This is a genomic window from Thermocrinis jamiesonii (assembly GCF_000702425.1).
Classification (GTDB): domain Bacteria; phylum Aquificota; class Aquificia; order Aquificales; family Aquificaceae; genus Thermocrinis; species Thermocrinis jamiesonii.
Genome location: NZ_JNIE01000005.1, coordinates 92652 through 107200 on the forward strand (window position 1 = coordinate 92652; position 14549 = coordinate 107200).

Consider the following 14549-nt stretch of genomic DNA (forward strand, 5'->3'; position numbering starts at 1 on the left):
AATTTTCTAAACATTTTTCAGATCAGTAAAGCTTAGAAAATCAACAACCTTAGGTATGGGGTGTGAAATTCTTTTTCGGAAAGCCAAGAAAATCAAGCACTTGAGAATCTCTGGCTTTTTAAAAGGCGGGTTTTTAATATTATTAAAAGATTAAAAGAAAAAAAATCAGTTTAATAAGAAGAAAAAGAATAGAAGGCTTGGATCTTAGAGAGTGTTTCCTTCCACTCCTCCTCTTCCTGTGAATCATACACTATTCCAGAACCGGCAAAATAGAATAGTTTTTCCTTTGTGCCAAAGGCTGTTCTTATCAGCACACTTAGGGTAAAGTCATCTTCCAGTCTAAAGCCTGCGCATCCGCAGTAGTAATCCCTAGGGTGGGGCTCCAAAAGGTCTATAATCTCCACCGCCTTTTTCTTTGGGGCACCTGTTACAGATGCTGGCGGAAAAGTATTCAGCAAAATTTCCTCAAACTTTGCATTAGTTTTAGCGCTCACTGTAGAGTGCATCTGGAACAAGGTAGAGTATTCTTCTATCTTGAAAAGCTCCTTTACCTCTACAGTGCCTACCATTGCGATCTTTGAAAGATCATTCCTCATCATATCCAAAATCATCAGATTCTCCGCTTTATCTTTTAGGTTTTCTTCAAGTATTTTCCTATTTTTGGCAGTTCCTTTTATTGGCTTGCTTACTATGGTATCACCCCTTTTTTGAAGGAAAAGCTCCATAGAACCGCTGATTATAAAAAAATCCTTCAGATCTAAGAAGAAGGCATAAGGCGTTTTTTGTGTTTGAAAGAACTTTAAAAACAAATCTAAGGGCTGACCTTCTAAGAAAAAGTCTATCTTCGTTGAAAGGTTAATCTGATACACAACACCCTTTTCTATTTCTCTTTTTATCTCCTTTACTCTTTGAAGGTATGCCTCTTTGTTTAAAGAAAAGCTCACAAACTCCAAAATTACAGGCTCATAAGTTTTGTTAAATTCTTTGACTTCTCCTATTTTTACAAAGATTATTTTAGGAAGGTCAGAGCTTTTGACTTTTACTCCTATGGTTTCTGCAGAAAGGCTGTAAGAAAAAACAAAAAAACCGTTTTCCTTTGGAATATCTTTTAAGGAACTGTAGAATTCTATACCCTTTATCTGAAACTGGTAAAGTTTCCAAGGCTTGTCAAAAAAGCCACCACAGACAACAAGCATTCATAGATTTTCTTTCCAAGCACGAACCATATCTTCATCCACATCCACTAGTATTACTTTTTTTAAACTGTTTGGCTTAAAAGCCTTTATCTCTTCTATCATAGCCTTTGCGGATACTTCTTTGGGCAATCTTCCCACTCCTGTGCCCATACCTGGCATTGCTAAGCTTTCAAATCCAAGCTCATCTGCCAACTTAAGTGCTGCTCTAACCGCCTTCCTTACCTTTTCCTCCGTTGTAACCATGGCAGGCTCTTCCATGGTGGGAGCGTGTATAACACCCTTGAATTTCAAGGCACCTGCAGAGGTCAGTATGGCACGTCCTACTTCAATTGGAGCCTTTTTAACCGCTTCCTCTTCTATCTCCTTACCTCCAAACCTTTTTATCAAACCCGCAACTCCACCACCCATCAACCCAAGAGAATTGGCAGGATTAACTATAACATCCGCATCAACTTCAAGCAGGCTACCTTTTACGACCTCTATATCCACAGATTAAAATTCTATCATATCATGACTTTAACTCAAGGTTGGATAGTATTAGCCTTTGTGGTTATATTGAGCGCAATAGTTCTTCCCATACCTGCCCTACTGCTTGATATACTTTTAACACTTAGTATAACCTTTGCCTTAACTGTTTTAATCCTTACGACCTTTATAAAAGAACCTTTGGAACTTTCAGCCTTTCCCTCTATCTTACTTTTGGGAACTTTACTAAGATTATCCTTAAACATAGCTGCCGCAAGGCGCATACTTTTACACGGACACGAAGGCACATCCTCTGCGGGACATGTAATAGAGGGTTTTGGTAAGTTTGTGGTAGGTGGGGATGTGGTGGTTGGTTTGGTGGTTTTCCTTATCTTTATAGTCATAAACTTTATCGTTATAACAAGGGGTGCGGAAAGGGTTTCTGAAGTTGCGGCAAGATTTACCCTCGATGCAATGCCAGGTAAGCAGATGAGCATAGATGCGGACCTCAACGCTGGGCTTATTACAGAAGAAGAGGCACGTAGAAGAAGGGAACAGTTAGAGCAAGAGGCATCCTTCTATGGTTCCATGGACGGTGCAAGCAAGTTTATAAGAGGAGATGCCATCGCAGCTTTGATAATACTCTTTCTAAGCTTGGTGGGTGGTCTAATAATAGGCATAGTAATAAAGGGACTATCCTTTTCCGAAGCAATAGCCACATATACCCTACTAACTGTTGGAGAAGGATTGGCAAGCCAAATACCAGCTCTTATGCTTTCTACCGCCGCAGGTATAGTGGTCACAAAGTCATCCTCTAAGGATCAACTCGGCCAAGTTTTTCTTGAAGAGTTCTCCAAAGAACCAAGGGTGTTCTTGTTTTCTTCAGCCATTTTAGCATTTATAGGTCTAATTCCAGGCTTTCCCAAAGTGCCCTTCTTTTTTATGGCTGGTGTGCTTGGAGGTTTGTATTATCTTCTAAGGAAAAGTCTTAAGGAACAGGAGCTGAAAGAGTTAGAAAAGCTCTTTGTGGAACAAAAAAAGCCTGTGGAAAGAACAGAGGAGGAGCTAATAACACAGCCGGAAGCTATAGCCTTTGAAATAGGCTATGGATTGGTGCCTTTGGTAGATGAGGCTCAAGGTGGAGACATACCGGAAAGGATCAAATCAATGAGAAGACAAATAGCCCAAGAGTTTGGAGTAATAGTACCATTGGTGCATATAAGGGACAACCTAAGGTTAAAGCCTTATCAGTATAGGATACTTATAAGGGGTATGGAGGTTAGCAGTTATGAGATAGTGCCAAACAGATATTTGGCAATAGATTTGGGTAGCACTAAGGGTCCGATAGAAGGTATTGAAACCAAAGATCCTGCCTTTAACTTAAAAGCTTACTGGATAACGGAAGATCAAAAGGATAAGGCTCAGAGGTTGGGTTATATGGTGGTAGATGTAAGCACCGCTATAATAACCCACCTTTCTGAAGTAATAAAGAAAAACCTACATGAGGTATTAGGCAGAGGGGAAGTGATGGATTTAGTGGAAAATCTGACAAAAAAATATCCGAAGGCTATGCAAGGACTAATACCTGATGTGATACCAATATCCATACTGCACAGAGTATTGCAAAATCTTCTAAAGGAAGGAATACCTATAAACGACCTGCTTACTATAGTAGAAACCTTAGCAGATTATGTAGAGCAAACAAGGGATGTGGAAATATTAACGGAGTATGTAAGGCAAAGACTTTCTAAGAGGATAACCAGACTATACCTTACAGATAAAATTCTGTATGCTTTAATAATCGCTCCAAGGTTGGAAGCCAAGTTAAGCGCCTATTTGCAAGAAGGTAAAGAAGAAGAATTCCTTGACGTTCTTATAAACAAAGTATACCCAAAAATCAGCTCTGAAATTTCAAAGTTTGTTCAGTATCAAGCTAAACCAGTTCTTATAACCGCTTCAAACTTGAGGAGGCATATAAAGAAAGTTCTTGAAGCCTATCTTCCTCAGTTAGCTGTCCTATCGTATAATGAACTTGATAGACAGGTAAACTTAAAGGTTTTAGGAGTCATAGATGAAGATTAAAAAATTACTATTTGGGTCCCTTCAGGAGGCTGTGGAGGAAGTGAGAAACCTGTATGGACCAGACGCAACCATACTCTCCACAAGGATCGTAAAAAAAAGATTAATACCCTTTTTACCTTATCCTTATCGTTCCCAACTGGAAGTTACCATAGGCATACCGGATAAAGAGGATTTCCCTTCACACTTGAGGGAACAGGGACATGTTTATGAAGAGATAGCAAAGCTTAAAGAAAGCTTAAGGGAAGTTGTAGAACTGGTAAAAAGACAGAAAACGGATGCAAGCGAAGATATAAAACCTATGGAAAGCGAATATTCCCTCAGAGCCCTTAACCTTATGAACAAGCTTATAAACAAGGGTATGAGTAAGGAGGTAGCTAAGGCTATAGTTGATGCGTCTTGCGGTTATGATTACGAGCTAAAAAAGCTTGACCTTAAAGGAGAAACCTTTGAGTCTTTAAAAATGGGGCTTGAGAGCACGATACCCACACTAAAGAATTTTAGGGAAAATTTAGAAGATTTTAAGATCATAGCTCTTGTGGGACCAACGGGTGTGGGGAAAACTACCACAATAGCAAAGCTAGCCTATGTCATAAAAGAATTCGGTAAAAAAGTTGGTGTTGTAACCATAGACAGTTATAGAGTTGGTGCAGTTCAACAGCTAATGACCTTTACAAGCATAATGGAACTGCCCTTTAGAACTGCAGACACACCGCAAAGATTTAGAGAGTGCATAGGTGAGTTGTCCTCTTTGGACGTTATCCTTGTGGATACAGGTGGAAGGAGCCATTACGATGAAACAAGGGTAAAGGAGCTTGTTCCTTTCTTTAATAAGTTACCTGCTTTAGAGGTCTATTTTACAGTAAGCGCTAACATAGAAGAAAGGGTTATGGTAGAAGCTCTTGAGAGGTTTAGTGTTTTACCCATAAACGGTTTAATCTTTACAAAGATGGACGAAACATTATACTACGGATACGTTTTAAATCTTGTTTACCGTACCAAACTTCCCATACTCTGTTTTACAACTGGGCAAAGGGTTCCCAATGACATAGTTATGGCGGATTACAATTACTTAGCGGGATTATTTTTAAGAATGGAGGAATGATGGAGAGGCAGGCGCTTCCACTGAAGATATTAGAAGGTAAAGAAAGGTCTACGGGCTATATATCTGTGGCAAGTGGGAAAGGAGGTGTTGGAAAGACACTAATTACCATAAACATGGGTAGGATAATGTATTCCAGAGGTAAGAGAGTGCTTCTTATAGATGGAGACCTTGGTCTGAGCAATATTCACCTAATGTTGGGAATAACTCCACCCAAAAACTTATACCATTTTTTTTCTGGAGATGCTGCCATTGAGGATATAGTAGTACCAATAGAAGAAGGTTTTGACTTTATATCAAGTGGTAGTGGTATAAGGGAATTGGTAAGCATGCCCTTTAGCAAACTAAAGACACTTCTGTTAAGGCTTCAAGAATTTGCGGAAGGCAGATACGATTGGGTGATCTTTGATACCCCACCTGGTATCCATTCGGATACACTCGCCATAGTGTCTTCTTCCCAAATACCTATAGTTATAACAACACCAGAACCTACCGCTATAGCAGATGCTTATGGATTAGTTAAAGTTATGAACTCAGGCGAAGGTCTTAAGGAGTTCTTTCTTATAGTAAACAAAGTCTCAAACGAATACGAGGGGAAAAAGGTTTACGAAAGTATAAGGGTTGTGTGTGAAAAATACACAACTGCGGAGCCTAAGTATGCAGGTAGTATAAGATATTACCCCAATTTGATAAAAAGAATAATCAACCAAAATCCTTTTGATAACAACTTGATAAGAGAACTCAGCCAAATTTTAGGCAGATTGTCCTTAGTTCAGAACGTTTCTAAGGGAAGTTTTTGGGAGAGGCTTTTAGCAAAGTTAAGAAGGTGATTAAAATAATCTAAGATGCTGAACGATAATGTGTTTATTGCCTTACTGCACTTCCCGGCTATGGACAGAGATGGAAAAACCATAATAACCTCTTTTACTACCATGGATCTACACGATATAGCCAGACCTGCCAGAGCTTATGAGATAAATACCTACTACATAGTCCAGCCTGTGGATGCCCAAAGGGCGGTGATAAAAAAACAGATAGAATACTGGTCTTCGGAAGAAGGTTTAAAGACAAATCCCACAAGAGCAGAAACGGTAAAATTGGTAAAACTTGTTTATACCTTTGAGGAGGTTCTAGAAGACATTCAAAGTCTTCGTGGAAGAAAACCCATAGTAGTTGGCACAGACGCAAGAAACTATTCAAACACTGTGAGCTATGATTTTTTGAGAAAGGAAATAGAAAAGAGGGAAAGGGATTTTCTTATAGTCTTTGGGACAGGTTATGGCATACCGCCAGACCTTATGCGAACCTTTGACTACATTCTTGAGCCTGTATATGGTGCGGGGGACTGGAACCATCTGTCTGTAAGAAACGCTTGCGCCATTATATTAGACAGACTTTTAAGCAGAAACAGGTGCTGAAATGCTCTATCATCTGTCTTTTTACCTCAAAGATCTTTTCTTTGGCTTTAATGTATTCAAATACATAACCTTCAGATCCTTCCTTGCTGTTATGCTTGCCTTCTTTATAACACTACTTTTATCTCCTGTTTTTTTAAAGAAGATGAGAGCAATTCAAAGGCTGTTTAAGGGCTACATCAGAGAATATACGCCAAAGGGACACGTAACAAAAAGGTTAGTTCCCACAATGGGAGGGTTGGTGATTATTCTTTCTGTTCTACTTTCTTCTTTTTTGCTTATGAGGTGGGACTTAAACTATTTTTGGATCATTTCTTTCTGCATCGTCGGATTTGGTCTTATAGGACTGTGGGATGATTACACAAAGCTAAGGAACAAAAAGGGCATATCTGCAAAAGCCAAGTTTTTAGCTCAGTTTTTTTTCGCAACAATCACCGCATTAGCCATATATTACTTTACAGATGTAGGCACAAAGATATATTTTCCCCTTTTTAAGAACCTTCAGATAGACCTTGGCCTTTTCTACATACCTTTTGCGGTATTGGTGATAGTAGCAACATCTAATGCGGTGAATCTAACGGATGGTTTGGATGGTTTGGCAGTAGGTCCAGTGATGACAACCGCTGCATCTCTTGGCATAATAGCTTACGCAGTTGGACATTTGAGTATAGCCAAGTATCTGAACATACCCTATGTGCCCTATGCTGGAGACTTGACTGTTCTGTGCTTTGCTATAATCGGGGCCTGTCTTGGTTTTCTTTGGTTTAATGCCTATCCAGCTCAGATGTTTATGGGAGACGTAGGTTCCTTGTCCCTTGGTGCTGCATTGGCTGTAATTGCGCTGATAGCAAAGGCTGAACTTGTGCTTCCTATAGCGGGGGGTGTGTTTGTCTTTGAAACTTTGAGCGTTATACTTCAGGTTGCTTACTTCAAACTTACAAAAGGAAAGAGGCTTTTTAAGATGGCTCCCTTCCATCATCATATGGAACTATCTGGCATTCCAGAACCTAAGATAGTGGTTAGAATGTGGATAGTGTCTATCCTTTTGGCGGTTTTGGCGGTTGCTACGCTAAAGCTTAGATAAGCTTCTGCAATATTTGGTCTATCAAGTCTTTACAACTTTTTCTGCCGTCCAATCTCAAGTCTGCCAAACTGTAAATCTCCTTTCTTCTTTCCATAAGTTCTTTGACGTAATCCAAGCCCTTCTTTAACAGAGGCCTTCCTTCTGAGTTTGAGCACCTTTTTAAAAAGGTTTCAAAGTCTATGTCTAACCACACAACAAAGCCTGCGGACTTCATCTTAAGCAATGCGTCTTTGTTTGCTCCAAGCCCTCCTCCAGTGCTTATCACCACCTTTTCTTTGTTTAGAAACACCTCCAAGGCATTCATTTCAGCCTTTCTGAAATACTCTTCGCCGTAGTTTGAAAATATTTCTTCTATACTCTTTTTTTCTTTGGTTTCTATATACTCGTCTAAATCTACAAAAGAATAAGAAAGCTTTTGTGCCAAAAGCTTTCCCACCGTGCTTTTACCACTGCACATAAAACCTATAAGAAATATCCTGCTTGGTATCATAGAAAGGACCTTAGGATATACTCCATCTCTTCTGTCCACAGGTTTAGGGACTTGAGCTTTGATATAACTTCTTCTTTCTTTACGTTTATCTCATCCTTTAGTTTTTCTCCGAGCAAAGAGTAAAAGCCGTCTTTGTCTTTGTAGTCGTCGCACATCTGAAAAAGCATTCCAAAGGACAGTCCTACATCCTCAAGCTCTGAAAGCATGTCTTCTTTTTTCGCTATAACACCGCCCGCTAAAAAGCAAGCTGAAAACAATTGGGCTGTTTTTTTGAGACTTATCTCTTTTAGATCTCCCAATCTCCTTATGTCCATCACCTGCCCACCCACCATTCCCTTTGCACCTGCCTTTTTACTTATGATGTTTATGATCAACAGCAATCTTTCCGAATCTAAGGTTTGGAAGTTTTTTACGTCTGAAAGTATTTCAAAGGCTAAGGTCAAAAGGGCATCTCCAGCCAAAAGGGCAACATCCTCTCCATACACTACATGACACGTAGGTTTTCCTCTTCTGTAGTAGTCGTTGTCCATAGAAGGAAGATCGTCATGAACCAAGGAGTAGTTGTGAATGAGCTCAATGGCACATCCAACCACGATCGCATCTTGAACGTCCCCACCGTAGGCTGAAGAGACCGCACACACCAGCAAGGGTCTAATTCTTTTTCCTTCTTGCAGTGGATAGTAAGATATAGCTTCCTGAAGTATTTTAGGCTCAAAGGAATTTAGAAAAGTTACAAGCCTTTTTTCTAATTCCTTCTTCCACTGAAATATCTTTTTTTCTTCCACCAAGTCTATAATTATAATTCGTGAAAGGATACATAGAAAAAATAGTCATAGAAGGGTTTAAATCTTACGGAAAAGAAAGGGTGGAGATTCCTTTTGGAGAGGGGTTTATTGCAATAGTTGGTCCCAACGGCTCAGGGAAATCAAACATAGGAGACGCCATATCCTTTGCTTTGGGTATAGCAACTTCAAAGGCTTTAAGGGCTAAAAACCTGTCCTATTTGATATTCAGCAAAGACGGAGATAAAGCGGATTATGCCTATGTGGAAATACACTTTAAAAACCTCGGAGCCTTTCCTGTCCCAGAAGAGAACATAATCATATCAAGGAAAGTTTATCAGGATGGAAGGAGTGTTTTTAGATTAAACGGTCAGGTCGTGAGAGAAAGGGAGCTGAATGATTTTCTTTCTAAGGCTGGTATATACGAAAATGGTTACAACGTGGTCCTTCAGGGAGATATAGTTAGGTTTCTTAAGATGACGCCTGTTGAGAGGAGAAAGCTTATTGAAGAAATAGCCGGGATAGGAGAGTATGAAGAAAAGAAGCAAAAGGCTCTTGCTCAGTTGGGAGAGGTGGAGCTAAAGCACAGGGAACTAAGGCTGTTAATAGACGAAATGGAAGTTCAGATGGAAAGGTTAAAGGCAGAAGTTGAAAAGATAAAACTCCACAGGGAACTCTCCGAAAGGAAAAGGGTTTTGGAGCTAAAGCTTTATTCTAAGGATCTTTTAAAGACCATTGATGAGAAGAACAGACTACAGCAAAGCTTACTTTTACTTGAAGAAGAGTTAAAGGGCTTAAAAGAATCTAAAGAAGAACTAGAAAATCAGGCACAGTCTTTGGAAAGAGAGCTTTCTCAGTTGAAGGAGACCCTTTTGCCTTTCAGAGAGAAGACAGGAAGGCTGAGTGAAAGGTTAGAGTTGATAGAAAAGGAAACAAAAAATCGGTATAAGGATCTTGACAGACTTTACAATGAAAAGCAGAACTTAGAAAAAAGGATTATACACTTGGAGAGGGATGTGGAAAGTTTGATTGTAGAAGAAAGGCAGTTGGAGGATTTGCTTAAAGAAAAGGAAGAGGAAGTTAAGAAACTACAGGTGGAGTTTGAACAGGTAAGTGAAAGGTTGAAGGAAAAGGAAAGGGAGATGAAGGCATCCTTTGAAGAAATCCAACAAACTGAGGAAAAGCTCAATGTCCTTTTGAAGTCCATTCAAGAAAGGAAAAGCCAAATATCAAGCTTAGAGCTAAAACTGAAAGAATTGGAGCTAAAGGAAGAAAGGGTAAGAGAAGAGGTAAAGAACTTGGAAAGTGAGCTAAGCAGTCTAAGAAGTGCTTTGGGGGAAGAAGCTCTGAAAAAAGAAAATTATCAGAAAATGTTAAAGGAAGAAGAGATAGCCCAAAGAAGGCTTAGGGCAAAGATGCTGGAATTGGAAGAAAGGCTTAAAAAGATAAGGATGGAGAGGGAGGAGATCCTTCAGGAGTTGGCGGTTCTTAGGTCAAAGCTCAGAGAAGCGGATAGCTCCCTTCTTCCCTTTGAAGGTATAGAAGGGGTCTACGGTAGAGTGGCAGACCTTATAAAGGTAAAAGATTATGAGTATTTAAAGGCGGTGGAAGTGGCGGGAGGCCAAAGACTTTCTTATGTTGTGGTAGAAAACGATGAGGTTGCAAAAAGGTGCGTTCAAAGGCTCAAGGAAATAAAGGGTGGTAGGATGAGTTTTATACCACTTAGCCATGTGAGAGATATTCCTCTTCCATCCTATCCACGGGTAAAGGGATACATCGATTTTGTAGTTAATCTTGTTGAGTATGATAGGAAGTTTGAAAAGGTTGTTCGTTTTGTTTTTGGAGATACACTGGTTGTAGAAGACTTTGAAAAGGCAAGGATTTTAGGCATAGGCAATTATAGGATGGTGAGCTTGGATGGTGAGCTTTTTGAAAAAAGTGGGGTTATAAGCGGGGGATACTGGGAATCAAAAGGGGCACTCAGCAAAAGTTTTTACGAGGAAAAAATAGCTGAGTTAGAGGGTATTTTGGATAGACTGAAGCAAGAAGAAAGCGAAAAGGAAAGAGAATACAAATCTTTCAGAGATGAACTAATGGAAAAGGAAGGGATAATAAAAATCTTAGAAAGAAGGATAAAGGAGGTAGAACAAAAGGATAGGGAAAGCTTTGAAAGGATAAAAAAATTAGAAGAACGAATAAGAAATGGGGAGGGGTATCTAAGGGTTTTAGCTCAGCAAAGGGAAGAAATCTTGGTGGAGAAAGAAAAGTTAGAGGAGGAACTCTCTTATCAAGAGGAAAAGCTTGAGAATTTGAGGTTTAGATACTCATACCTTCTGGGGATAGCTAAGGAGTCTGGTTTGGAAGAACTAAGAGAAAAAGCTGAGAAATATAGAAAATTTTTAGATAGGAAAAAGGAAGAAGTCTTTAACCTTAGGCTAAAGCTTCAGGAAACCCAGCAAAACAAGCAAAAGGTTCTTCAGGAGATAAAGCAAAAAAGGGCACAGGTAGAGGACATTCAACAGACTATAGAGGAGATTAACCAAAAGATCGAGCAGCTAAATCGGGAAAAAGGAAGAGTAGAAGAAGAGTTAAAGAGTATAAACCTTCAGGCTTATGAACTTTACAGAAAAGTAGATTCTTTAGATGAGGAGCTCAGAAATATTACCGCTTTGTTGGGACAAAAAAGATTGCTTATTGAAGTTAAGATGGAGGAGAGGATAGAGATAGAAAAAGAGTTGGCAAAGCTAAGGGATAAAGAGGAGTTTCTATTGGGAAAAATCAGAGAATTGGGGGAAGAAAAACCTATGGCGGAGGTGCAGGAAAGTTATGCACGCTTGAAGGATGAGCTTTCAAAAGTTGAGAAGGAGATAAGCATGCTTGGAAACATTAACTTTAAAGCTATGGAAGACTACGAAGAATTTAGCCAAAGACACAGGGATTATGTAGAAAGGGACAAAAAGCTTTTGGAAGAAAGAAAAGCAATAAAAGAAATGATAGAAGAAATAGAAGCAAAAAAGTTGAACGCATTTATCAAGGCATACGAGCAGATAAACGCAAGTTTTAGAAAGATCTTTGCAAGACTTTCTCCCGGGGGTAAGGCTCGGATGGAGCTTGAAAAGCCAGAAAATCCTTTTGAAGGCGGTATAAATTTGGTGGTAAAACCAAGGGGAAAGGAAGTGCAGTATTTGGAAGCCATCTCCGGTGGAGAAAAGACCCTGGCGGCGCTCTCTTTAATATTTGCTTTGCAGGAATACAAACCATCAATTTTTTATTACTTTGACGAAGTGGATGCCCACCTTGATGAGACAAATGCTAAGATCGTGGGGGAACTAATAAAAGAAAAATCAAAAACCGCTCAGTTCATAGTGGTAACGCTTAGGGAAGTTTTAGCATCCTATGCGGAGAAACTCATAGGTGTTAGTAGCAGGGGGGGAATATCAAAGGTATTCCCCCTGAGGAATCTTACTCACTCCCTTGACTAAAAACAGCTTCCAGCTTTTCCTTCTTCTTGATGGGTTTTATATATGGTTTGTCGTCTTTCACTTTTATTTCTACCGTATCCACGTCTCGGAAGGTGCCCTTTAAAAGCTCTTCTGCCAGTAAGTCCTCCACGTGCTTTTGAAGAGCTCTCTTTATGCTCCTTGCTCCGTATTCAGGCTTGTATTCCTTTTCTACCAGCCATTCAGCGAAGCTTCTGTGTAGCTTTACCTTAATATTCCAATCCGCAAGATTCTTGTTTATTTCTTCAATCTGCAGGTTGATTATCTTAATTACATCTTCCTTTTCTAGTGCTCTGTAGACTATTATCTCATCCAAGCGATTCAGAAACTCTGGACTAAAGGATTTTTTAACTTGCTCCATTACGTTCTTCTTCATTTGCTCAAAGTCTATCATACCAAATTTCTGTTCAAAGCCCATCTTTCCACCGTGAACTATAAGCCTTGCTCCAAGGTTGGAGGTCATGATTATGATGGTGTTGGAAAAATCTACTGTCCTACCCATGGCATCCGTTAGCCTTCCATCGTCAAATATCTGAAGGAATATGTTGAACACATCCGGATGGGCTTTTTCTATTTCATCAAAGAGTAAAACGCAATATGGCCTTCTTCTTACCTTTTCTGTAAGCTGTCCGCCCTCTTCGTATCCTACGTATCCTGGTGGTGCTCCCACAAGTCTAGAGACGGTGTGCTTTTCCATATACTCGGACATATCAAACCTGATGAGTGCCTCTTCTGTGCCAAAAAGGTATTCAGCCAAAGCCTTTGCAGTTTCCGTTTTACCTACGCCAGTTGGTCCCAAGAAGAGGAAAACGCCTATGGGTCTGTGCCTGCCCTTTAGTCCAACCCTTGACCTTCTTATGGCTCTTGCAATAGCCTTTATGGCTTCGTCTTGCCCTATTACCCTTTTCTTTAGCTCATCCTCTATATGCAAAAGCTTTTGGGTGTCGCTTTCTTGCACTCTTTTAACTGGAATGCCTGTCCATCTTGCAACCACTTCAGCGACATCCTCTTCTGTAACTTTTGGTCTATTCTTCATGATTTCTTGCTTCCACTTCATCTTCATGTTCTCAAACTTTGCCCTTAGCCTTAGTTCTTCGTCTCTGAGCTTTGCAGCTTTTTCGTAATCCTGTTCGGCTACTGCGGAATCTTTCATAGCCTCTATTTCCTTTATTTTTTCTTCCAGTTCCTTTAGTTCTGGAGATAACTGATACACCCTCAACTTTACCAAAGCTCCAGCTTCATCCAAAACGTCTATAGCTTTATCTGGTAGATGTCTGTCTGTTATGTATCTTTCGGACAACTGCACAGCCTTTTCTATAGCTTCTGGTGTATATTCCACGTTGTGGAATTCCTCAAACTTGCTCTTAATACCGTATAGTATCCTTATGGTATCTTCTTGGGTAGGTTCTTCTACTAAAACTGGTTGGAATCTTCTTTCCAAAGCTCCGTCTTTTTCTATGTATTTTCTGTACTCGTCTAAGGTTGTGGCACCTATAACCTGTATTTCACCTCTTGCCAACGCAGGCTTTAGCATGTTGGATGCGTCTATGGAACCTTCGGCAGAACCGGCACCAACTATGGTGTGGATTTCGTCTATGAAGAGTATTACGTTTGGTGCCTTTTCAAGCTCTTTGAGAATATTTTTTAAGCGCTCTTCAAACTGTCCTCTGTATTTTGTGCCTGCGACAAGCGCTGCCAAATCTAAAGCGACAACTCTCTTATTGAGCAGAGGTTCTGGTACCTCTTTGTTTGCTATCCTCTGAGCCAAACCTTCCACTATAGCGGTTTTTCCAACTCCAGGGTCTCCAAGGAGAACTGGATTGTTTTTGCGCCTTCTGACAAGTATTTGAATTACCCTTTCTATCTCCCTTTCCCTTCCTATCACTGGATCCAGCTTACCTTCCCTTGCCATTTGGGTTAGGTCCCTTGAAAACCTATCCAAGTTTGGAGTAGGTGCATACTTTGTGGTTTCCTGAGGTGGTAGCTCTCCTAAAAACTGAAGCACCTCCCTTCTTACAGAATATTCGTCCAACCCAAAGCCCCTCAAAATCCTTCCACCAAGACCTGTCTTTTCCCTAACAACCCCTATAAGTAAATGCTCAGGACCCACAAACTGGTGGTGGAGTATGCGCGCTTCTTCTACCGCAAACTCCAAAACCCTTTTTGCATCTGGGGCAAAAAGGATCTCCCCTGAATGGCTACCCTTTGTTATTTGACCAAGCAAGGCACGGCGTACCTTTTCAGCAGTCAGACCAAACTTAGCAAGTATTAGAGTTGGCAGATCTTCCTCCTTTATAAGAGCTAAAAGTATGTGCTCGCTACCTAAGTATGTATGACCTAATTCTAATGCTTCTTCTCTTGCCTGAAGAATAACTTGCCTTGCCTTTTCCGTAAACTTTTCAAACATGGCTTACACCTCTTGAATATTAAAGATAA

The 14549-nt window shown here is 40.1% G+C and carries 11 protein-coding genes; 6 read left to right on the top strand and 5 right to left on the bottom strand.

Annotated elements, in window-relative coordinates; genetic code table 11:
• Positions 1-170: 170 nt before the first annotated feature.
• Together K217_RS0105900 and K217_RS0105905 are read right to left on the bottom strand one after the other, a co-directional pair.
• The gene (locus K217_RS0105900; protein ID WP_029552202.1) at positions 171-1196 is read right to left on the bottom strand and encodes a chorismate-binding protein; all 1026 of its coding nucleotides are present in this window, start codon (positions 1194-1196) and stop codon (positions 171-173) included.
• Entirely contained in the window at positions 1197-1685 is a 489-nt protein-coding gene (locus K217_RS0105905) for an ADP-ribose-binding protein (RefSeq protein ID WP_029552203.1), read from the bottom strand.
• A gap of 21 nt (positions 1686-1706) precedes the next feature.
• Between K217_RS0105905 and flhA the strand changes: the two genes are divergently transcribed.
• The 5 genes from flhA to mraY are packed head-to-tail and all read left to right on the top strand — an operon-like array spanning position 1707 to position 7341.
• Entirely contained in the window at positions 1707-3743 is a 2037-nt protein-coding gene (flhA, locus tag K217_RS0105910; protein WP_029552204.1) for a flagellar biosynthesis protein FlhA, read from the top strand.
• Positions 3733-4845, top strand: a complete 1113-nt coding sequence (locus tag K217_RS0105915) for a flagellar biosynthesis protein FlhF (RefSeq protein WP_029552205.1) — start codon at positions 3733-3735, stop codon at positions 4843-4845. Before flhA ends, K217_RS0105915 begins: the two co-directional genes overlap by 11 nt.
• Positions 4842-5672 (top strand): MinD/ParA family protein, encoded by an 831-nt coding sequence (locus tag K217_RS0105920; RefSeq protein ID WP_029552206.1) that lies wholly within the window; start codon positions 4842-4844, stop codon positions 5670-5672. Before K217_RS0105915 ends, K217_RS0105920 begins: the two co-directional genes overlap by 4 nt.
• A gap of 15 nt (positions 5673-5687) precedes the next feature.
• On the top strand, positions 5688-6260 hold the full coding sequence (locus K217_RS0105925; protein WP_029552207.1) for an RNA methyltransferase: 573 nt from the start codon (positions 5688-5690) through the stop codon (positions 6258-6260).
• 1 nt (position 6261) lies between these two features.
• A complete protein-coding gene (gene mraY, locus K217_RS0105930) occupies positions 6262-7341 on the top strand; it encodes a phospho-N-acetylmuramoyl-pentapeptide-transferase (RefSeq protein ID WP_029552208.1) in 1080 nt (359 codons plus the stop codon).
• On the opposite strand, the gene K217_RS0105935 is transcribed toward mraY, so the two are convergent.
• Both K217_RS0105935 and K217_RS0105940 read right to left on the bottom strand, forming a co-directional pair.
• Positions 7334-7831 (bottom strand): shikimate kinase, encoded by a 498-nt coding sequence (locus K217_RS0105935; protein ID WP_029552209.1) that lies wholly within the window; start codon positions 7829-7831, stop codon positions 7334-7336. The two genes, mraY and K217_RS0105935, sit on opposite strands and share 8 nt — an antisense overlap.
• On the bottom strand, positions 7828-8616 hold the full coding sequence (locus K217_RS0105940) for a polyprenyl synthetase family protein (protein WP_155991125.1): 789 nt from the start codon (positions 8614-8616) through the stop codon (positions 7828-7830). Before K217_RS0105940 ends, K217_RS0105935 begins: the two co-directional genes overlap by 4 nt.
• A 20-nt stretch (positions 8617-8636) precedes the next feature.
• On the opposite strand from K217_RS0105940, the gene smc reads away from it, so the two are divergent.
• Positions 8637-12095: a chromosome segregation protein SMC gene (gene smc / locus K217_RS0105945; RefSeq protein WP_029552211.1), complete on the top strand. Its 3459-nt coding sequence runs from the start codon at positions 8637-8639 to the stop codon at positions 12093-12095.
• Here smc and K217_RS0105950 read toward each other — a convergent pair.
• Positions 12076-14520: an ATP-dependent Clp protease ATP-binding subunit gene (locus tag K217_RS0105950; protein ID WP_029552212.1), complete on the bottom strand. Its 2445-nt coding sequence runs from the start codon at positions 14518-14520 to the stop codon at positions 12076-12078. The two genes, smc and K217_RS0105950, sit on opposite strands and share 20 nt — an antisense overlap.
• Between the last annotated feature and the right edge of the window lie 29 nt (positions 14521-14549).

Bases quoted from the DNA above. Each gene is read 5' to 3' on its own strand.
- K217_RS0105935 (WP_029552209.1), bottom strand. From the start codon at position 7,831: ATGATACCAAGCAGGATATTTCTTATAGGTTTTATGTGCAGTGGTAAA.
- K217_RS0105915 (WP_029552205.1), top strand. From the start codon at position 3,733: ATGAAGATTAAAAAATTACTATTTGGGTCCCTTCAGGAGGCTGTGGAG.
- K217_RS0105950 (WP_029552212.1), bottom strand. From the start codon at position 14,520: ATGTTTGAAAAGTTTACGGAAAAGGCAAGGCAAGTTATTCTTCAGGCA.
- K217_RS0105920 (WP_029552206.1), top strand. From the start codon at position 4,842: ATGATGGAGAGGCAGGCGCTTCCACTGAAGATATTAGAAGGTAAAGAA.
- mraY (WP_029552208.1), top strand. From the start codon at position 6,262: ATGCTCTATCATCTGTCTTTTTACCTCAAAGATCTTTTCTTTGGCTTT.
- K217_RS0105925 (WP_029552207.1), top strand. From the start codon at position 5,688: ATGCTGAACGATAATGTGTTTATTGCCTTACTGCACTTCCCGGCTATG.
- flhA (WP_029552204.1), top strand. From the start codon at position 1,707: ATGACTTTAACTCAAGGTTGGATAGTATTAGCCTTTGTGGTTATATTG.
- K217_RS0105900 (WP_029552202.1), bottom strand. From the start codon at position 1,196: ATGCTTGTTGTCTGTGGTGGCTTTTTTGACAAGCCTTGGAAACTTTAC.